Annotated in this window: 16 protein-coding genes and 2 pseudogenes; 5 read left to right on the forward strand and 13 right to left on the reverse strand. The window is 74.4% G+C overall.

All coding sequences use genetic code 11. From position 1 onward, the window contains the following. Window positions 1-31: 31 nt before the first annotated feature. The 6 genes and pseudogenes from dnaK to ACFY3I_RS02465 form a co-directional block, all read right to left on the reverse strand. Window positions 32-1,897 (reverse strand): molecular chaperone DnaK, encoded by a 1,866-nt coding sequence (dnaK, locus tag ACFY3I_RS02440; RefSeq protein ID WP_390858976.1) that lies wholly within the window; start codon window positions 1,895-1,897, stop codon window positions 32-34. Between the two features lie 137 nt (window positions 1,898-2,034). Next, the gene (locus tag ACFY3I_RS02445; protein WP_390858977.1) at window positions 2,035-2,460 is read right to left on the reverse strand and encodes an OsmC family peroxiredoxin; all 426 of its coding nucleotides are present in this window, start codon (window positions 2,458-2,460) and stop codon (window positions 2,035-2,037) included. A gap of 69 nt (window positions 2,461-2,529) precedes the next feature. Continuing rightward, window positions 2,530-4,353: a hypothetical protein gene (locus tag ACFY3I_RS02450; protein WP_390858978.1), complete on the reverse strand. Its 1,824-nt coding sequence runs from the start codon at window positions 4,351-4,353 to the stop codon at window positions 2,530-2,532. Then, window positions 4,350-4,787: pseudogene (locus tag ACFY3I_RS02455) on the reverse strand (MoxR family ATPase); the annotation flags it as partial. The pseudogene ACFY3I_RS02455 and the gene ACFY3I_RS02450, both read right to left, overlap by 4 nt. A 77-nt stretch (window positions 4,788-4,864) precedes the next feature. Continuing rightward, complete coding sequence (locus tag ACFY3I_RS02460) at window positions 4,865-6,871, reverse strand: phage holin family protein (RefSeq protein ID WP_390859414.1); 2,007 nt, start codon at window positions 6,869-6,871, stop codon at window positions 4,865-4,867. A gap of 131 nt (window positions 6,872-7,002) precedes the next feature. Continuing rightward, window positions 7,003-7,434, reverse strand: coding sequence for a hypothetical protein (locus ACFY3I_RS02465; protein WP_365288226.1), 432 nt, complete (start codon window positions 7,432-7,434; stop codon window positions 7,003-7,005). Between the two features lie 82 nt (window positions 7,435-7,516). Between ACFY3I_RS02465 and ACFY3I_RS02470 the strand changes: the two genes are divergently transcribed. Then, complete coding sequence (locus ACFY3I_RS02470; protein WP_390858979.1) at window positions 7,517-8,290, forward strand: MBL fold metallo-hydrolase; 774 nt, start codon at window positions 7,517-7,519, stop codon at window positions 8,288-8,290. A gap of 5 nt (window positions 8,291-8,295) precedes the next feature. After that, window positions 8,296-8,928, forward strand: coding sequence for a VTT domain-containing protein (locus ACFY3I_RS02475; RefSeq protein ID WP_365288561.1), 633 nt, complete (start codon window positions 8,296-8,298; stop codon window positions 8,926-8,928). Between the two features lie 68 nt (window positions 8,929-8,996). Here the strand turns inward: ACFY3I_RS02475 and ACFY3I_RS02480 are convergent, their stop codons facing one another. The 3 genes from ACFY3I_RS02480 to ACFY3I_RS02490 all read right to left on the reverse strand — a co-directional run bounded on the left by ACFY3I_RS02480 (window position 8,997) and on the right by ACFY3I_RS02490 (window position 12,422). Further along, window positions 8,997-10,169 (reverse strand): MBL fold metallo-hydrolase, encoded by a 1,173-nt coding sequence (locus tag ACFY3I_RS02480; protein ID WP_390858980.1) that lies wholly within the window; start codon window positions 10,167-10,169, stop codon window positions 8,997-8,999. Continuing rightward, window positions 10,166-11,446, reverse strand: a complete 1,281-nt coding sequence (locus ACFY3I_RS02485) for an aminotransferase class I/II-fold pyridoxal phosphate-dependent enzyme (RefSeq protein WP_390859415.1) — start codon at window positions 11,444-11,446, stop codon at window positions 10,166-10,168. The genes ACFY3I_RS02480 and ACFY3I_RS02485 overlap by 4 nt, the downstream gene beginning before the upstream one ends. A gap of 127 nt (window positions 11,447-11,573) precedes the next feature. Continuing rightward, entirely contained in the window at window positions 11,574-12,422 is an 849-nt protein-coding gene (locus ACFY3I_RS02490) for a hypothetical protein (protein WP_390858981.1), read from the reverse strand. Between the two features lie 247 nt (window positions 12,423-12,669). Here ACFY3I_RS02490 and ACFY3I_RS02495 point away from each other — a divergent pair, with 247 nt between their 5' ends. Further along, on the forward strand, window positions 12,670-13,206 hold the full coding sequence (locus ACFY3I_RS02495; RefSeq protein ID WP_390858982.1) for a type 1 glutamine amidotransferase domain-containing protein: 537 nt from the start codon (window positions 12,670-12,672) through the stop codon (window positions 13,204-13,206). Between the two features lie 40 nt (window positions 13,207-13,246). Here ACFY3I_RS02495 and ACFY3I_RS02500 read toward each other — a convergent pair whose 3' ends face one another. The 3 genes and pseudogenes from ACFY3I_RS02500 to ACFY3I_RS02510 all read right to left on the reverse strand — a co-directional run bounded on the left by ACFY3I_RS02500 (window position 13,247) and on the right by ACFY3I_RS02510 (window position 16,062). Continuing rightward, window positions 13,247-13,552 carry a DUF6158 family protein gene (locus ACFY3I_RS02500; RefSeq protein WP_390858983.1) on the reverse strand — a complete coding sequence of 102 codons (306 nt, stop codon included), beginning with the start codon at window positions 13,550-13,552 and terminating at the stop codon, window positions 13,247-13,249. Between the two features lie 33 nt (window positions 13,553-13,585). Beyond that, complete coding sequence (locus ACFY3I_RS02505) at window positions 13,586-15,205, reverse strand: ABC-F family ATP-binding cassette domain-containing protein (RefSeq protein WP_390858984.1); 1,620 nt, start codon at window positions 15,203-15,205, stop codon at window positions 13,586-13,588. Between the two features lie 199 nt (window positions 15,206-15,404). Further along, window positions 15,405-16,062: pseudogene (locus ACFY3I_RS02510) on the reverse strand (histidine phosphatase family protein). A gap of 72 nt (window positions 16,063-16,134) precedes the next feature. Here ACFY3I_RS02510 and ACFY3I_RS02515 point away from each other — a divergent pair. After that, entirely contained in the window at window positions 16,135-17,619 is a 1,485-nt protein-coding gene (locus ACFY3I_RS02515) for a bifunctional phosphatase PAP2/diacylglycerol kinase family protein (RefSeq protein WP_390858985.1), read from the forward strand. 137 nt (window positions 17,620-17,756) lie between these two features. Continuing rightward, window positions 17,757-18,572, forward strand: a complete 816-nt coding sequence (locus tag ACFY3I_RS02520) for a class I SAM-dependent methyltransferase (protein ID WP_390858986.1) — start codon at window positions 17,757-17,759, stop codon at window positions 18,570-18,572. A gap of 29 nt (window positions 18,573-18,601) precedes the next feature. Here the strand turns inward: ACFY3I_RS02520 and ACFY3I_RS02525 are convergent, their stop codons facing one another. After that, on the reverse strand, window positions 18,602-19,288 hold the full coding sequence (locus ACFY3I_RS02525; protein WP_390858987.1) for a GvpL/GvpF family gas vesicle protein: 687 nt from the start codon (window positions 19,286-19,288) through the stop codon (window positions 18,602-18,604). Between the last annotated feature and the right edge of the window lie 37 nt (window positions 19,289-19,325).

Raw genomic sequence — 19,325 nt, forward strand, 5'->3', positions numbered from 1 at the left:
CCCGGCCACGACGGCGGGTTCCGGCGGTGCCTCAGCCGGCCGTGTCCCTTTCGTCGTCCACGATCTCCGCGTCCACCACGCCCTCCTCGTCCGTGTCCGCGTCCGCGTCCGGGTCCGCCGGGGGCCGTTCCCCGGCCGGAGTGCCGGAGGCGCCCGCGTACATGGCCTGGCCCATGCGCTGGCTCACGGTCGCCAGGTGCTCGACGCCGCCGCGCAGTTCGGCGGTGTCGGTGTCGCGGTCCAGCAGGGTCCTGAGCGCGGTGATCGCCTCCTCCACCTCGGTCCTCGTGCCGGCGGGCACCGGGGCCTCGTTCTCGTGGAGGAACTTCTCGGTCTGGTAGACGAGTTGCTCGGCCTGGTTGCGGGTCTCGGCGGCCTCACGGCGCGCCCGGTCCTCCTCGGCGTACCGCTCGGCCTCCCGCATCATGCGGTCGATGTCGTCCTTGGGCAGCGCGGAACCGCCGGTCACGGTCATCTTCTGCTCCCGCCCGGTCGCCAGGTCCTTCGCCGAGACGTGCATGATCCCGTTGGCGTCGATGTCGAAGGCGACCTCGATCTGCGGGACACCGCGCGGTGCGGGCGGCAGACCGGTGAGGTCGAAGACGCCGAGCTTCTTGTTGTAGGCGGCGATCTCCCGTTCGCCCTGGTAGACCTGGATGCCCACCGAGGGCTGGTTGTCCGCGGCGGTCGTGAAGATCTCCGAACGCCGGGTCGGGATGGTGGTGTTGCGCTCGATCAGCGTGGTCATGATGCCGCCCTTGGTCTCGATGCCGAGGGACAGCGGGGTGACGTCCAGCAGCAGGACGTCCTTGACGTCACCGCGGATGACGCCGGCCTGGAGGGCGGCGCCGACCGCCACCACCTCGTCCGGGTTGACGCCCTTGTGCGGGTCCTTTCCGGTGAGGTCCTTCACCAGGTCGGTGACGGCGGGCATCCGCGTCGAACCACCGACCAGGATCACGTGGTCGATCGCGGCCAGTTGCACGCCCGCGTCCTTGACCGCCTGGTGGAAGGGCTTCCGGCAGCGGTCCAGCAGATCGGCGGTCAGCTCCTGGAACTGGGCGCGGGTCAGCTTCTCCTCCAGGTGCAGCGGGCCCGCCGCGGTGGCCGTGATGTACGGGAGGTTGACCGACGTCTCGGTGGCCGAGGACAGCTCGATCTTCGCCTTCTCGGCGCCCTCGCGCAGCCGTTGCACGGCCATCCGGTCCTTGCCGAGGTCGATGCCGTTCTGCCCCTTGAAGCGGGTGACCAGGTGCTCGACGACCCGCTGGTCCCAGTCGTCGCCGCCCAGACCGGTGTCGCCGTTGGTGGCCTTGACCTCGATCACGCCGTCGCCGATCTCGAGGAGGGAGACGTCGAAGGTGCCCCCGCCCAGGTCGAAGACGAGGACCGTCTGTTCCTCGCCCCGGCCCAGGCCATAGGCAAGCGCCGCGGCGGTCGGCTCGTTGATGATCCGCAGTACCCTCAGGCCGGCGATCTCCCCGGCCTCCTTGGTGGCCTGGCGCTGCGCGTCGTCGAAGTAGGCGGGCACGGTGATCACCGCGTCGGTCACGTCCTCGCCGAGGTACGCCTCGGTGTCCCGCTTGAGCTTCTGCAGCACCCGCGCGGACAGCTCCTGGGCCCGGTACCGGGTGCCGTCCACGCCGCCGCTCTCCGGGAACCGCCAGGACCCGTCGCCCATGTGCCGCTTCACCGACCGGGCGGTGCGGTCCACGTTGGTCACCGCCTGCCGCTTGGCGACCTCGCCGACCAGCACGTCGCCGTTCTTCGCGAAGGCCACCACCGACGGGGTGGTGCGCGCTCCCTCGGCGTTGGCGACGACGGTGGGCTCACCGCCCTCCAGCACGGCCACCACCGAGTTCGTCGTCCCGAGGTCGATCCCGACCGCACGTGCCATGTCCGTCCCCTTCCGCCCGGCCACTTCCCCGACTCCACGACAGGACTCGGGCGGGCCGTTGTCAATGCCGCGCCCCGTCCCGGGAACGGCGATGCCGCGCCCCGGGAGGGGACGCGGCATCGGCGGGGCCGCGACGCTCAGGCGAGCTTCGCGTCCAGGGTGATGGTGGTGCCCGCCAGGGCCTGGCTGACCGGGCAGTTCTTCTTGGCGTCCTCGGCGGCGGCGGCGAAGCCGGCCTCGTCCAGGCCGGGCACCGTGCCCTCGACGGTCAGGTGGATCCCGGTGATGCCCTCACCCGGCTGGAACTTGACGTGGGCGTTGGTCACCAGGCGGGTGGCCGGGGTGCCGGCGCCTGCCAGGGCGTGCGACAGGGCCATGGAGAAGCAGCTGGAGTGGGCGCCGGCGATCAGCTCCTCCGGGCTGGTCTTGCCGTTCGCCTCCTGGGACCGCGAGGCCCAGGTGACCGGCTGCTGGCCGATACCGGAGGAGTCGAAGGTGATGACACCGTTGCCCTCGAGGAGGGTGCCTTCCCAAACGGTGTGTGCGGTGCGCGTGGTGGCCACGGTTGTTCCTTTCGGCGTACGAAGGCGAGTGAACCGGTTTCGCTCGCTCCCATCCGATCACATCAGGGCTCACCGCACGCGGAAGACCGGCCCACGGGGGGTGAACGGCAGGCGACGGCCGTCGGGTACGAGGTACGCGTGCTCGCGCCGGACCCGCAGCACGTCGCACCAGCCGTCGGTGATCACCAGGACCGGCGCGGCGGGCGGGAAGTCGTCCGCGCGCTGCAGCAGGTCGATCCCGGGCTGGAGGACGGTACCGCCCCGGCCGTGCACCCGGACCCGTCCGGCGATCTCGGTGGCCGGCAGGTACCCGGCGTCGTACGGGGCGGCGTCGCAGAACACCACCCGCGCGGCCGGTACGTCACGGGCCTCGGCGTAGGAGGCGATAGCGCCGAGAGCCTTGCCGAGCAGGGTGCGGTCCATGGAGCCGGAGGTGTCCAGGACCACGCCGAAGGTGCAGCGGGCGACCTCCTCGGGCGGGAAGTGGCGGCCGGCGCGCGGGATGTCCGGGGTGGACGACTGACGGCGGGAGAGCCGGGAGTAGGTCCGTACGGCCTCCGGCCGGGGCACGAACTCGTCGAACCAGCGGGCCAGTCGGGCGTCCCACGGCAGCGGCGGATGGCTGAGCGCGCGGATCTCCTCGACCAGGCCGCCGGGCAGGAGGCCGCGGCCCTGCGCCCGGTGCAGGTCCAGCCCCTGTCCGAGGCCCCGGCGGTAGAACTCGTCGAGGTCGACGCGGGCGCCGGGCGGCCCGAGGGGCCCGCCCAGGACATCGCCGCGCCCCTTGCCGCGCAGGGTGGCCAGGCGTCGCGTCCGGCGCAGGTCGACGGCGATCCGGTCGTAGACCTCCTCCGCCGAGAGGTTCGTCAACTCCGGGTCGTACAGCGACCCTTCGGGCATGGTGCCGACGCGCATCCCCACCAGCCAGCCGTTGATGACGTAGTCGCAGGCGACGTTGAAGAGATAGGGGTCGCGGGTGCCGAGCCGGTCGCCGTGGCGCAGGGCGGCGTGCAGCATCTCGTGGGCGAGGACGAATCGCCACTCGTCGTCGTCCAGGGTGCGCAGCGGGTTGACGTAGATCTCGCCGGCCCCGGGGTCGACGGCGGCGATCGCGATGTCGTGGGCGCGGGCCAGTTCGGCGTCGGCGACCACCTTGATGCCTGCGGCGATGCCGCCGAGCAGCGGGTAGGAGGAGACGAACCAGCTCAGCGCCCGTTCCCAGGGCCGCAGCGGGGTGGGCGGCCCGGTCAGGGAGATGCGGCGGCCGCCGGCCAGGTCCATCGCCCGGGACATGGTCCGGGTCAGCGCGTGCGCGAACCCGGCCTGCCAGTCGGGGACCTGGCCGGCCCACTTGTTCCAGGGGAGGAGCAGCTGGTCGGGCTCGCCGCCGCTGGTGCCGCCGTGCTCGTAGGCGGCCGGGACGCCGCCGACCCGGCGCCACCCGGCGGCGAGCCGGTCCTCGTCGCCCTCCGGATAGGACACGGGCAGGTGGTCCGGTGCCTCGCCGACCGGGAAGGTCGCCAGGAAGCGGTTGACGACCGTGCAGCGGGCGGCGAGGTCGTAGCGGTCGGGTTCGGCGCGCGGTCCGGTGGCGGCGGGCAGGTGGCCGAAGCCGAGGTGGATGGTGCAGTGGGCCAGCGCCCAGGCCCACTCGGCAGGTTCGGCCCGCCGGGTGGCGTGGGCGTGCAGGACGCCGTTGGAGTCGGCCCGTACCAGGCCCTCACCCGGCGCGAGTTCGCACGTCTCGTGCCGGCAGAGGGTGAACTCCACCGCCTGCATGGCCGGGTTGGCGCGCAGCAGTTCGACTCCGGCCGCGAAGTTCTCCGCGGCCGGGTCCTTCTTCTGTCCCTTCTTCTGTTCCTTCTTCCGTCCCTTGTGGCCGCCGGGGCTCATCGGCGGGCCTCGACCAGCCGGGGCATGTCCCGGGCGGCCTCGATCAGGAACCAGGAGGGCAGCACGGGGTTGCCGTCGGCGTCGGGGGCGATGACGGTCTGGGCGACCTCGACGGAGGTCTCGGCGAGCTGCACGAGCAGTGACTTGGCGCGGTACGCGGTCTGCCGGCCGTTCGCCGACATGTGCTCCTTGGCGGCGGGCAGTTCCTTGACCAGCCGCCCGCGGAACGACTTCGCGAGGTAGTACAGCAGGTCGCGGTCCTCGATCCGGTGCGGCCAGCCGGCGTCGCCCCGGAGGATCGCCTCGATCCCGAACCGGCTGCGCACGATCTTGACGTAACCGCTGAAGGCGACGGCGTGCGCCGGGGTGAGCATGCCGTGCGCGAGGACCTTCAGGGTCTCCTCGTCGAGGTCGCGTCCGAAGGAGTGCAGGGCGTGGGGCGCGGCGCTCTGCCGGCATGCGGCTCCGCCGCGTGGGCGCGACCAGCCCCCGGCCACCCGCACCCGAGGAACTACGCGGCCCGTTCCTCTTCCGCATCCGTGGCAATCGGAACCTGCGGTCCGGCCCCCTCCCGGAGCCACCGCCGCAGCACCCGATGCACGCCCTCCGCCCCCACGAGTTCCTCTCCTTCCCCCACCGGAGCCGAGACGCAGAGCGGCGACAACAGGAACGGCCGCCCCTGCGCGCCCCCCAGCCCGCCGTGCGACCCGATCTGCTCCTCGAAGGCGAGCACCTCCCCGGCTTCCGGGTCGAACCACGAGTTCACCATGATGTCGGCGGTGTGCGGGAAGGAGTGGGTGCGGCGCACGGCGTCGGCCGCGCCCGGTCCGAAGGCGGCGAGCGGCCCGGGGGTGCCGTCGAGCCGGTCCAGCGGTACCTCCGCACCGTACGCGCCGAGCACCACCCCGCCGTGCTCCTCGCTGCGCACCAGCAGGAACCCGACGCCGGGGTGGTTGGCGAGGGTGGTGAGCAGGGCGGGGTGCCGGGCGTCGATCTCCTCCTTGGTCATGCGGTGCGGCACGTCCGGGAAGGAGACCAGGCCGAGGTTGCCGGAGGCGAGCACGACCGGTTCGGTGTGCCGGGTGGGCCGGTGCTTCTCGCCACCCTCCTCGACCGGCCTGCGCAGGGCCGCGCGGACGGCGGCCCGGGCCTCGGTGCCGCTGTGGGTGCGCTCGGCACGGCGCGGCACGTGCAGTCCGGAACCGGCCCGGACCAGGTCGCCCAGGGTGAGGCCGTACCGGGAGCGGAAGGTCTCGCCGGGGCTCTGCCCGTGGTCGGAGAGGACCACGATCCGGTACGTCCGGGGGGCGTGCTCGGCGACCTTCCCGATCAGCGCGAGGGCCCGGTCCAGGCGTTGCAGCACCTTGTCGGCGTCGCGGCTGTGCGGGCCCGAGTGGTGGGCGACCTCGTCGTAGGCGACGAGGTCGGCGTAGACGGCGGTGCGGCCGGCCAGCAGATCGCCCATGACCGCCGCGACGACGACGTCGCGTTCGACGACGGTGGCGAAGGCGCGGACGAAGGGGTAGAGGCCGCCGCGTCCGACGCGCGGCCGTTGCCCGCGCATCCGGGCCGCGGCCGACTGGCCGAGTTCGCGGCCCACCTCGGCGACGAAGGAGAGCGCGGTGCGGACGGCGTTGGCCGGGTCGGAGAAGTAGGCGAAGTAGCCGGCGCGGGAACGGTTCTGCCGGCCCCGGCGCCGGGTCGCTATGGACAGCACCAGGGCCTGTTCGTCGGCGCCGCCGCCGAACAGGTTGCCGCGGCTGGCGCCGTCGAGGGTGAGCAGTCCGCCGTCGGCGGTGCGCTCGACGGCACGGCGCTGGAGTTCGGCGGCGCTGGTCGGCCGGTTGCAGACCATCACCTCCCCGCCGTCCTTCTCGTACCAGCGGAAGGCCGGGACGTCGAAGGTGGAGCCGTGCAGGATGCCCAGCTGGCTGGCGCCGGTCTGGCTGGACCAGTCGGTGCGCCAGGGGGTGAGCCGGTGGGTGGAGCCCAGCCAGCCCGCCACCGTCGGCATGAGACCCCTGGCGACGGCCGCGGTGAGGACGTCGTGGCCGACGCCGTCGAGCTGGATGAGGACGGTGCCGGGGGCGGACGGGCAGGGCGGGCGGGAACCGCGGCGGCGGGTGGCCAGGCGGGAGAGCCGGCGCCGGTAGGCGTCGTCGTCGCGGACGGCCAGGGCGCCGCCGGTGGCGGAGGCCACGGCCGACATCACGGCGGCCACGATCACGGCGGTCTCCGGGGCGGCCTCGCTCTGCCCCGAGGGGTTGACGCGCAGCGCGAGCAGGAGGAGGGAGCCGTTGAGGAAGAAGACCAGCAGGCCGAGGACGAGGGCGGGCACCAGCAGCAGCAGTCGTACGAGCAGGGGCCACACGACGGCCGACAGCACACCGAAGACGCCCGCGCCGAGCGCCGCGGTCACCGCGATCCGGGTGGCGCTGTCACCGTCGGCGGACTGGAGCCGGAAGTCCGGCAGGATCCCGGCGAGGACCAGCATGGTCACGGTCGACACCGCCCACACCACGACGCTCCGCCCGGTCTGACCGACGACCCGCCGCCACCGCACGCCCCACCGACCTCACGTCCGCGACCCGCGTCCGCCGCGGGTCTGCTGCCGCCCACACTGTCACACGGCCGCGGGCGCGAGCGGACTCACCTCCCGTCGTAGCCCGCCGTCGGCATCGACAGTCTCCGGTGCACCCGCGCCTTCATCTGGGCGTCGTAACAGGGCTCGGCCCGCCCCACCGTCTCCACCCGCACCCCGCGTCTCGCGCACTCCGCGGTGAACTCCTCGACCGAGGACAGCGCGCTCTCCAGCACCCGTCTGCTCGGTGCGACGAAGACGTCGAGGCCGGGCAGGACGCCCGCCCACAGGGCGCTGTGGTCGTGGCGCAGCCCCCGGACCAGCAGTTCCCGCGCGATGACGTACCCGTGCTCCAGGGCCCAGCGCGCGCACATGGCGTGCTGGCTGCGGGAGTCGACCAGGAAGGGGTCGATCTCCAGTTCCTCCAGGGGCGTCAGGCTCGCGATGGCGGTCACCCGCACCGGTGCGAGCCCGCCGTAGGCACCCCGCATCTGTCCCATGGAGCCCCCTCACCTCCGGGTTTCGCCGCCGACCCTACTCCTGCACGTAGGCTTCGGGGAGTCGCGCGAAGGAGGCAAAGAGGTGCCGGTGGAGATCACCTGGTGGGGTCACGCCACCTGCACGATCGAGGATTCGGGCGTACGACTGCTCACCGATCCCCTGTTCGCGCGCCGGCTCGCGCACCTGCGCCGCCGCCGGGGCGCCCCGCCGCCGCCCGAGGCCCGCCGTGCCGATCTCGCGCTCGTCTCCCACCTGCACGCCGACCATCTGCACGTGCCGTCGCTGGCCGGACTCGCCCCGGGCACGCGCCTTCTGGTGCCCCGGGGCGCACCACGCGCGGTGCCCGCGCTCCGCCGGCTCCGGCACCTTCGGATCACCGAGGTCGCCGTCGGGGACGAGATATCCGCCGGACCCCTGGTCGTACGCGCGGTGCCCGCCCGTCACGACGGGCGCCGGCTGCCGGTCGGCCCGCACCGCTGTCCCGCCCTCGGATATGTCGTCGAGGGCGCGGCACGGACGTACTTCGCCGGCGACACCGGGCTGTTCGACGAGATGGCCGAGGCGGTCGGACCGGTGGACGTGGCCCTGCTGCCGGTCGGCGGCTGGGGACCCCATCTCGGGGAGGGGCACCTGGACGCCGGGCGGGCGGCGCGCGCCCTGGCCCTGCTGTCGCCGCGCAGCGCGGTGCCGGTGCACTACGGGACGTACTGGCCGATCGGCATGGACGGCGTGCGCCCGCACGAGTTCCACGCACCGGGCGACGAGTTCGTACGCCTCGCGGCGCAGTACGCGCCGCGGGTGACGGTGCACCGGCTCGGTCACGGGGAGGCCGTGCGGCCGGAGGTCTCGCGGTGAGACTGCTGACGGTGGTGGCGGCCGCCGGGTCCACGGCGGCGACCTCCTCGTCCACCGAGTCCGCGCAGCAGGCGATCGGGTATCCCACGCTGTTCCTGCTGGTGCTGATCGGGGCACTGGTGCCGGTGGTGCCGACGGGGGCGCTGGTGAGTTCGGCGGCCGTGGTGGCGTTCCACCAGACGGCGCCGTTCGCGCTGGCGCTGGTGCTGGTGACGGCGTCGCTGGCCGCCTTCCTCGGGGACGCGGCGCTGTACTGGCTCGGACGGCGCGGGCTGGGGTCGAAGAACGGGTCGCGGTGGCTGGAGGCGATACGGTCACGGGCGCCGGAGGAACGGCTCGGGCAGGCGCAGGACAGGCTGGCCGAGCACGGGGTGCTGGTGCTGGTGCTGTCGCGCCTGGTGCCGGCCGGACGGATACCGGTGATGCTGGCGTGTCTGCTGGCGAAGTGGCCGCTGCGGCGGTTCGCCCGGGGGAACGCGCCGGCCTGTGTGGCGTGGGCCGCGACCTATCAGCTGATCGGGATCCTGGGCGGGTCGCTGTTCCCGGAGCCCTGGGAGGGGGTCGTGCTCGCGGTCGCGCTGACGGTGCTGATCAGTGTGGCGCCGAGTCTCTGGCGGCGGGTCCGGTCCGTGGGCTGAGGGCGCGCCGCGGGGCGCGGTTCGCTGACGGCCGATCACACGCTCCCCCGCGCCCCCCGTCCGCGCCGCTACTCGACGGTGCCGCGCAGCGACGTCCGTTCCAGGACGTTCGAGCCGCCCACCGGCAGGTCCCACAGGTCCTCCCGGTCCAGTCCCGCCTTCTCCCAGGCCGCCCGCACCCGCGTCCGCGGCTCCAGCACCGGCTCCGCGGACAGGATGAACGTGCCCCAGTGCATGGGCGCCATCCGCCGTGCCCCCAGGTCCAGGGTCGCCCGGACCGCCTCCTCCGGATCCAGGTGGACGTCGCTCAGCCACCAGCGGGGGTCGTAGGCACCGATGGGCATCAGGGCGAGGTCGATACCGGGGTAACGGCCGCCGATCCGGGAGAACCAGTGGCCGTACCCCGTGTCGCCGGCGAAGTAGACGCGTCGGCCGTCGGCGGCGGTGAGCACCCAGCCGCCCCAGAGACTGTGGCAGGTGTCGGTGAGGGTGCGCTTGGACCAGTGGTGGGCCGGGACGAAGTCGAAGCGGACACCGGACAGTTCGGCCGCCTCCCACCAGTCCAGCTCGGTGACGGTGGTGAAGCGGCGGCGCCGGAACCAGCGGCCCAGGCCGGCCGGTGCGAACACCGGGGTGTCGCGCGGGAGGCGGCGCAGGGTGGGGGCGTCCAGGTGGTCGTAGTGGTTGTGGCTGATGACGACCGCGTCGACGCGCGGCAGTTCCTCCCAGGCGACGCCGACCGGGGTGACCCGGGCCGGGGTGCCGATGATGCGGCGGGACCAGACGGGGTCCGTGAGGACGGTCAGACCGCCGATACGGACGATCCAACTGGCGTGCCCCGCCCAGGTGACGGCGACGGTGCCGGCGTCGGCGCGGGGCAGCGGGCCCGGTTCGTAGGGCAGCAGCGGGATGTCGGCGAGGCCCTCCCGGCCGGGGCGCACGGAGCCTTCGCGGGCGAACCGGGCCATCGCCTTGAGGCCGGGCAGGGGTGCGGTCAGACGGTCGTGGAAGGTCCGCGGCCAGAACCGGACCTCGCCCAGCGGGCGGGGTTCGGCGAGCGGTGGGAACGGGGCCGGGGCGGGCGGGGTGACAACGGCGTCCCGGGCCGTCGTGGCGGCCGTGGGGGCGGTCGCGGGGGCGGGCGTCCCGGGGGTGGTCGTCTCGTCGGCAGTGGTCGTGGGGGCAGGCGTCGTGAGGGCGGTCGTCGTGGCGGACCCTGACTCTTGCGTCTGCTGCGTCATCGAGGAGGCTCCCATCGCTGAGCGTCGTCGCGGAGATCGTCGAGTACCGACCTCAAGGACATCAACGCGCGTTGCACGTGTGGCAGTTCCAACGGCGCGGGTGACATGAGGCATTCCAGGCGCTCCGCGTCGGTGCCGCCCAGCAGCGGCCCGGTGGCGAACCGGACGCGCAGCGCCTGGAGGTCGTCGCCGAAGCGGTGGCCCCCGGGCACGGGCATGCCGAGCCGGGCGGTGAGGAAGTCCTCCAACTCCTGTGCGTCGCCGACCCCCCGGACGCCGAGCCCGACGCGCAGGGGCTCCAGGTCGGCGTACAGGTGCCGGCCGGCCTGCGGGGGCCGGGCCACGCCGCCGCCGTCGACCACCGCGCCGTGCAGGGCGGCGGCCACGCGCGCGTGCAGGCGTACCACGGCCTCCCGGCGGGCGGTGACCGGCTCGGGTTCGCCGAGTGCGTAGGCGGCCGCGACGGCGACCGGCCCGGCGAGCCGGGCACCGAGGGCGGTGAGGACGTCGAGCACGCGTGCGTGCAGGTCCGTACCGGTGCCGCCCGCGGGGAACCGGGCGACGGCGGCGGGCCAGCCGGCCGGCAGCAGGGCGCCGGCCAGGTCGGTGACGACGGTGACCCGGTCGGGGAGCATCTCGGCGGGGCTGAGCGGCACGGTGGCGTGCGGGGCGTGCCGGGTGTCGCGCCAGGTCTCGTCGCTGACCAGGTGGAGTCCCTCGGCGGCGGCCGCCTCGACGGTGGCGTGCAGGAGTTCGGGCGGCGCGACGGTGGCGGTCGGGTCGTCGGCGACGGAGAGCACGAGCAGCCGCGGTTCGCCGCCCTCGTCCCGGACCCGGCGTACGGTCTCCAGCAGCGCGTAGGGGTCGGGTACGCCCCCGGACTCGGCCGGGGTGGCCACGTGGAAGACGGGCCGCCCGAGGAGCCGGGCGTACGGTGCCCACCAGGCGGCGCAGGGGCGCGGCACCAGGACGTCGCCGCCGAGCGCCGCGGTGAGCGCCAGCAGGAGGGCGGGGGCGCCGGGTCCGGCGGTCACGAGTCCGGACGCGGCGGGCAGCCCACGGCGCTCCCAGTGGCCGAGCGCCGCGTCGAGCAGCGCGGGGCCGCCGCCGACGGGTTCCTCGCCACCCCGGACCGCGGCGGTGGCCAGCGCGGAGGCGAGTTCGGGCAGGACGGGCAGTCCGTCGTCGGGCAGCGGCGGTCCGTACCGGACGGGTCCGTGGCCCCGCGCGGGCGTGTCACGGACCGGCCCCTGGCCCTCGGGATCCGTCCGCCGCATGTCCGCCTCCGCGCAGTCCGTGGTGCCGTGTGCCGTCTCCTGCCGGGCCGGGTTCCTCGTCCGGGGGCCGGTGCGCTGCCGGAGTGGCCGCCCCGGGTACCCGGTGGCGGTCCGTGTCATCCGTGCGTCATCCGTGCGCGCGCGGCCTCCCGGCGGAGAGCCGGTACACCGCGCCGGCGCACGCGGCCGCGATCAGCGCGGCGCCCGCGGCCAGCGCGGGGACCGAGTCCGTGAAGGTTCCGCCCGCCCCGGCCTCCACCCCGTGGTCACCGGCGCAGGGCCCGGCCGCACCGGCTTCGCCGGACCCGCCGTAACCGCCGGACCCGCCGGACCCGCCGTGACCGGAGGCTCCCGATGAACCCGAGGAGGCACAGTCATGTCCGCCGCCCCCGTCGTCCCCCCGGGAACCCGTGTCGCCGTCACCCCGGCCACCCGTGCCCGCATCCCCCCGGCCACCCGTGCCCGCGTCACCCCGGCCACCCGTGCCCGCGTCACCCCGGCCTCCCGTGCCCGCGTCACCCCGAGCCGCCGTGCCGTCGTCGCCGAGCGCACCCGTGCCGGTGCCGTCGCCGAGCGCACCCGTGCCGCCCCCGCCCCGGGGCGTGCCGGCGGAGTCGTCGTGCGGGACCCCCGTACCGTCGTCGCCGCGCGCGAGCCCGCCGTCCGCGCCGGGCACCGTGCCGCCCTCCTCGCCGACGACCACGCCGCCGTCGACCGGGAGCGACGGAGGCGGAACGGCGCCGCCCTCGCCCCCTGCCGCCGTGAGGCCCGCGTCCGGTGGCTGCGCCGGTCCCCCGCCCGTCGCCGGACAGTTTCCCCCGGTGGGTACGCAGGTCAGGGGCGCGGCGGTCGCGGGCGGTCCCACGCCGGGGCCCGCCTCGGCGGCGGGGCCGGCCAGGGCGGCGGCCGGACCGACGACGCCGAACGCGGCCCCCGTCAGGACGGCGACGGACAGGGCGCGAGCGGTGCGGCGCATGGGATGGCTCCTCGCAGCGGACGGTTTCGGGGACACCCGGCCGGTGCCCCCGCAGCCATCTCAGCCCGCCGCCCGCCGTGCCGCGCGCGGCCGACCCCCATTCGCGGGACGGCCCGGCCCCGTTCGGGTGACGAGACGGGCCGGTTCCGGCGTGTCGTCCCGCCGCCACCGGGTACGCGTGCCGCACCCCGGCACGCCGAGGCGGCCGTACAGCGAGAGGAAGCCGGGGAAGTGAGGAGTGGACGTCATGCGTATCGCGTTTCTGACCGCGCCCGAGGGCGTCGAGCAGGTGGAGCTGACCGAGCCGTGGAAGACGGTTTCGGACGCCGGGCACGAGCCGGTGCTGGTGTCGACGGAGCCGGGGCGGGTGCAGGGCTTCGACCATCTCGACAAGGCGGACACGTTCCCCGTGGACGAGGTGGTCGGCGACGCGTCGGCGGACTCGTTCGGGGCACTGGTGCTGCCCGGCGGGGTCGCCAACCCGGACTTCCTGCGGACCGACGAACGGGCCGTGGCCTTCGTGCGGGACTTCTTCGAGGCGGGCCGGCCCGTCGCCGCGATCTGTCACGCGCCCTGGACGCTGGTCGAGGCCGACGTCGTGCGCGGCCGCACCCTGACCTCGTGGCCGAGTCTGCGGACCGACATCCGCAACGCCGGCGGCACCTGGGTCGACGAACAGGTCCAGGTCTGCGGGGCCGGTCCCAACACGCTGGTCACCAGCCGCAGGCCGGACGACCTCAAGGCCTTCGGCGAGGCCCTCCTCGACGCCCTCGGCGGGGCCTGAGCCCCGGAAGGCTCCCGGCCCCGCCCCGCGTGGGGTCGGCTCAGCCGGCGGAGGCGCGCGGTGTCGCCGTCTCCGCGCAGCCGCGCTCCCGGGCACCCTCGCGTGTGCGGCCGGCGGCGACGATGCGGCGCGGGTTGCGGCGCAGGTACTCGCCCTCCAGCTGGGCCATGCGTTCGTTGTGGGCGCGCAGTGCGTCGTTGGAGCCGTACAGCAGGGTGTCGTGGCGTGTCCGGTGGATGGTCTCCAGCTCCTTCATGAGCTGCTGGTCGTCCAGCCGGCTGGGGTCGACTCCGGTCATATTGGTACCCCGCTCGTCGTGTCCGTCCCGGCGGTCCGGACCCTGCATCCACTGTACGAAGGTCCGGGCCGCCGGTCCTGTCTAGCGGGCGCGCTCCACCCGGCGCTCGTCCCAGACCGGCTCGGGGGTCTCGCGGACCCGGCCGTCGGTGCCGAAGACCAGGTAGCGGTCGAAGGCCCGGGCGAACCAGCGGTCGTGGGTGACGGCGAGCACCGTGCCGTCGAAGGCCTCAAGGCCCTCCTGGAGGGCTTCCGCCGACTCCAGGTCGAGGTTGTCGGTCGGCTCGTCGAGCAGCAGTGCCGTGACACCCTGCAGCTCCAGCAGGAGGATCTGGAACCGGGCCTGCTGGCCGCCGGAGAGCCGTTCGAAGGTCTGCTCGGCCTGGTTGGTCAGCTCGTAGCGGCGCAGCCGGGACATCGCCGCGCCCCGGTCCTGGGAGTGTTCGCTCCACAGGATGTCCAGCAGGGTACGGCCCTGCAGCTCGGGGTGGGCATGGGTCTGGGCGAAGTGCCCGGGCACCACGCGCGCGCCCAGCTTCCACCGCCCCGTGTGCGCCACCTCCTCGCCGGCCAGCAGCCGCAGGAAGTGCGACTTGCCGGAGCCGTTGGAGCCGAGGACGGCGACCCGTTCGCCGTAGAAGACCTCCAGGTCGAAGGGTTTCATCAGGCCGGTGAGTTCGAGCTGCTCGCAGGTCACGGCCCGCACGCCGGTACGGCCGCCGCGCAGCCGCATCCTGATGTCCTGGTCGCGCGGCGGCTCCGGGGGCGGCCCGGCCTCCTCGAACTTGCGCAGCCGGGTCTGCGCGGCCGCGTACCGGGACGCCATCTCGTGGGAGACCGCGGCGGCCTGGCGGAGGTTGAGCACCAGCTTCTTCAGCTGGGCGTGCTTCTCGTCCCAGCGGCGGCGCAGTTCCTCGAAGCGGGCGAAGCGTTCCCGCCGGGCGTCGTGGTAGGTGGCGAAGCCGCCGCCGTGCACCCAGGCGTCGGCGCCGGTGGGCGAGGGCTCCACGGAGACGATCTTCTCGGCGGCGCGGGCGAGGAGCTCCCGGTCGTGGGAGACGAACAGGACCGTCTTGCGGGTCTCCGCCAGCTGCGCCTCCAGCCAGCGCTTGCCGGGGACGTCGAGGTAGTTGTCCGGCTCGTCGAGCAGCAGCACCTCGTCGGTGCCGCGGAACAGGGCCTCCAGCACCAGGCGCTTCTGCTCGCCGCCGGAGAGGGTGCGCACCTCCCGGAACTGGGCCTTGTCGTAGGGCACGCCGAGCGCGGCCATCGTGCACATGTCCCAGAGCGTCTCGTGCTCGTAGCCGCGCACCTCGGCCCAGTCGGCCAGTGCCTGCGCGTAGCGGAGCTGGGCGGCCTCGTCGTCGACGGTCATGATGCCGTGCTCGGCCCGGTCCACGGCCCGCGCGGCCTCTCGGATGCCGGGGGGTGCCACCGAGACCAGCAGGTCACGGACGGAGGTCTCGTCCCGGACGGAGCCCACGAACTGGCGCATCACGCCGAGGCCGCCGCTCACGGTGACGGTGCCGCCGTGCGGCTTCAGCTCGCCGGAGATCAGCCGCAGCAGGGTGGTCTTGCCGGCGCCGTTGGGTCCCACGAGGGCGACGGCGGCGCCTTCGCCGACCCGGAAGGAGACGTCGCCGAGCAGCGCCCTCCCGTCGGGGAGGTAGTACTCGAGGTGCGCGGCTTCCAGATGTCCCATGGTCAGGGATTCTGCGCGGAGTCCCTGACCGGGGGCAAACCGATATCGCCCCACCGTCTTCGTCCGCGGGCACGTGGTGGTTGCTCGCGCAGTTCCCCGCGCCCCTTTCAGGGGCGTCCACCGGGCGCCCCTCAAGGGGCGCGGGGAACTGCGCGACCAGCCCCCACCGGGCCCGCGGCCGACGTCCGTGACCGGCGTCTCACTCCGCGGCCGACTCCACCCGCTCCCCCGCCGGCCCGCTCTCCCCCGCCGGCTCCACGACCGCGCCCTGCCAGGACAGCGCCTTCCAGCCGTCGGCCGGGGAGCCCTCCAGGACGACCACGCCGGTGTTGTCGAGGGGGCGGGCCGCCGCGAAGGGGACGTCGACGTTGTCGGCGCGGGCCGCCGTCCACAGGCGGATCACGGCGCCGTGACTGATCACGGCGACCGTCCGGGCCCCGCGCCGCGGCCTCGGCGATCACCGCGTCGTAGCGGGACAGGGTCTCGGCCCCGTCCTCCCCGCCGGGCATCCGCAGCGCGGTGTCCCCGGCCGCCCACGCGAACACGGTCCGCATGTACTCCTGGCCGTGCTCGGAGTGGCCGGGCAGCAGTTCCAGGTCGCCGGCGAAGACCTCGCGGAGGCCGTCGCGGACCACCGGGACGAGTCCGCGGGCCGCGGCCAGTGGCGCGGCGGTGAGCTGGGTGCGGGTCAGGGTCGAGACGTAGAGGAGTTCGATGTCCTCGTCGGCGAGGGCCGCGGGCAGGGCCGCCGCCTGCCGCTCGCCGAGCTCGGTCAGACCGGGGCCCGGCACGGCGGTGTCGAGCAGGAAGTCGACGTTGGTCGGGGTCTGCCCGTAACGTATGAGGAGCAGGCGCATCCGGAGGGTTCCTCTCACTCGGCCACGCCGTGGGACGGCAGGAAACAGCCGCTTCAGGGTAACCGGATCCGCATGAGCCCAGATGTTGACCTGACCGTCCTCAAGCCCGGCCGGCACGCGCTGCGCAACCGGCTGCTCGCACTCGACATGAAACTCTTCGAGGTGGCCGCCGAGCGGAACTGGCCGTTCGCCGAGCCGGTGCTGCCCCGGCTGAGCCGCAGCGCCAACCACGGCGTGCTGTGGTTCGCGACGGCGGCCGCGGTGGCCGCGTCCCGCACCCCCCGGGCCCGCCGGGCCGCCGTCCGGGGCCTGGCGTCGCTCGGTCTCGCCTCCCTGGCCATCAACACCGTCGGCAAGCGCTCGGTGCGCCGGCCCCGTCCGGTCCTCGACCCGGTGCCGGCGGTACGGCAACTGAAGCGGCAGCCGATCACCACGTCCTTCCCCTCCGGGCACGCCGCTTCGGCGGCGGCGTTCGCGGCCGGGGTGGCGCTGGAGTCCCCGGGCTGGGGGGCGGTGGTGGCGCCGGTGGCGTTCTCCGTCGCCATGTCCCGGGTCTACACGGGCGTGCACTTCCCGAGCGACGTGCTGGCGGGCGCGGCCCTGGGGGTGGGCGCCGCGTTCGTCGTACGCCGGCTGGTGCCGACCAGGGCGCAGATCGGGCCGCTGCCCAAGCCGCGCGCACAGGCCCCGGCCCTGCCCGAGGGGGACGGCCTGGTGGTGGTGGCGAACCGGGCCTCGGGCAGCTCGGACCGGGTCCGGGCGCTGCACGACGAGCTGCCGAAGGCGGAAGTGGTCGAGTGCGAACCGGACGAGGTGGGGGCGGAGCTGGAGAAGGCGGCGCTGCGGGCGCAGGCGCTCGGGGTGTGCGGCGGCGACGGCACCGTGAACGCGGCCGCCCGGATCGCGCTGCGGCACGCGCTGCCGCTCGCGGTGCTGCCCGGCGGCACGCTCAACCATTTCGCCTACGACCTGACCGTGGAGGACGGCCGCGGCCTGGGCCACGCGGTGCGCGAGGGGGAGGCGGTCCGGGTGGACGTGGGCCGCTTCACCAGTGACGGCCGGGAGGGCATCTTCCTGAACACGCTGAGCCTCGGTGTCTACCCGGAGCTGGTGCGCGAGCGGGAGCGCTGGTCGCACCGCATCGGCGGCCGGCCCGCCGAGGTGCTGGCGGCGCTGCGCGTGCTGCGCACCGACCGGCATCCGCTGGAGGTCGAACTCGGCGGCTCGGCGCACCCGTTGTGGCTGCTGTTCGTCGGCAACTGCGTCTACCACCGGATGGGCCTGACACCGGGCCGCCGTACCGACCTGGCGGACGGGCAGCTGGACGTCCGCGTGGTGCACGGCGGCCGGCACCCGGCGCTGCGTCTGCTCACCGCCGCGGTCGCGGGGGCGCTGAGCCGCTCCCCCGCGCACGCGGAGGTGCGGGTCCGCCGGCTGCGCCTCACCGGGCTGCGGAACGGCACCCCGCTGGCCTTCGACGGTGAGGTGACCGACGTGAAGGGCGAGGTGACCGTGGACAAGCTGCCGGCGGCGCTGACCGTCTACCGGCCGCACTGACGATCACTGTTGACATCCTGTCAGTCCACATCGTAAAACGCTGGTCTCATCATTCGGCATGCGCGCGTAGCGTTGCGGATACCGCGGGACGGGGCCGTCCGGCCCCGTCCGCCTGGTGTGAACGAAGGGGCGAAGCCATGTCGAAGCCGCAGGAGACCGCCGTCTACACGCACGGGCACCACGAGTCGGTGCTGCGTTCCCACACCTGGCGCACCGCCGCCAACTCCGCCGGGTACCTGCTCGGTTCGCTCAAGCCCCACATGCGGATCCTGGACATCGGCTGCGGTCCCGGCACGATCACCGCCGACCTGGCCGAGCTGGTCCCCGACGGCCGGGTCACCGGCGCCGACCAGGCGCCGGGCATCCTGGAGCAGGCCCGGCGGACCGCCGACGGGCGCGGGCTGACGAACGTGGACTTCACGGTCGCCGACGTGCACGCCCTGGACTACCCGGACGACACCTTCTGCGTGGTCCACGCCCATCAGGTGCTCCAGCACGTGGGCGACCCGGTACGGGCGCTGCGCGAGATGCGCCGGGTCACCAGGCCCGGCGGGTTCATCGCCGTACGGGACTCGGACTACGCGGCGATGACCTGGTACCCGGCGGAACCGGGCCTCGACGACTGGCGGGAGCTGTACCGGCGGGTGGCCCGTGCCAACGGGGGCGAGCCGGACGCCGGGCGGCGGCTGAAGTCCTGGGCGCTGGCCGCGGGACTGACCGACATCACCGCCACCTCCGGCACCTGGACGTACAGCACGGCCGAGGAACGGGCGTGGTGGGGCGGGCTGTGGGCGGACCGCACGGTCGACTCGGCGTACGCCGAGCGGGCCACCGAGGGCGGCCACGCGACCGCCGCGGAACTGCGCGCCGTCGCGGAGGCCTGGCGGGCGTGGGCCTCCCGGGAGGACGGCTGGTTCGCCGTCCTGCACGGGGAGATCCTCTGCCGCAAGTGAGCCGGGCGTCCGGAACCCACCGTCCGCCTTCAGGTCCGCACGATGTCACCGGTGAACGAGTAGGCCGCCCAGGGGCCGCTGAGTTCCACGTGGACGTCCGGCGCCTCGTCCTTCGTACGGTCCACCGTCTCCACGAACGACTCGCAGTCCGCGCGGGCCACCAGGTAGGCGGCGTCGAGCAGATTCCGTGCCTGGACCCTGGCCGGCGCGGCGCCGGCCGGGGAGCGCAGCCGGGAGTCCTCGGCGTGCCGGGAGAGCCGCTCGTGCAGGCCGCGCGCGAACTCCCGCGCGGCCGCCGGGTCCTCCACGGAGGCGTCGGCGTACAGCGTGACACCCCATTCGACCCTGCCGGCGAGCCGGTCCAGGGCGTCCGTGATGGCGGCCTCGTGGGCCTCCATCATGGTCCGTACGGCGCTGTCGTCCCGGAAGACCGTGGCGGGCGGCAGCGGCAGCGGGGTGGTGACCGTGGTGAGCGCGTCGACCACGCCCTGATGGGCGCGTGCGGTCACGGCCAGCCACTCCCGGTCCGTCAGACGGTCCCGCAGCGGCGCCTCGGCGAAGTCGCTCTCCGGGACCGTACTGACGACGGCGACCAGACCGTGGTGCCGCAGGAGCCCGGGCGGGGCCCCGGCCACGCCCGTGAGCTGGGCCTGCAGGGCGGCGGTGAAGGGGCGGCAGAGGGCGTACACGTAGCGCGGGCCGGTCGGTCCGGTCATGGCCCCTCCTGCTGTCGGGGTCCGCGGCCGGCCGCCG

Origin of the sequence: Streptomyces sp. NPDC001068 (assembly GCF_042897315.1) — a bacterium.
In the GTDB taxonomy this organism is placed as follows: domain Bacteria; phylum Actinomycetota; class Actinomycetes; order Streptomycetales; family Streptomycetaceae; genus Streptomyces.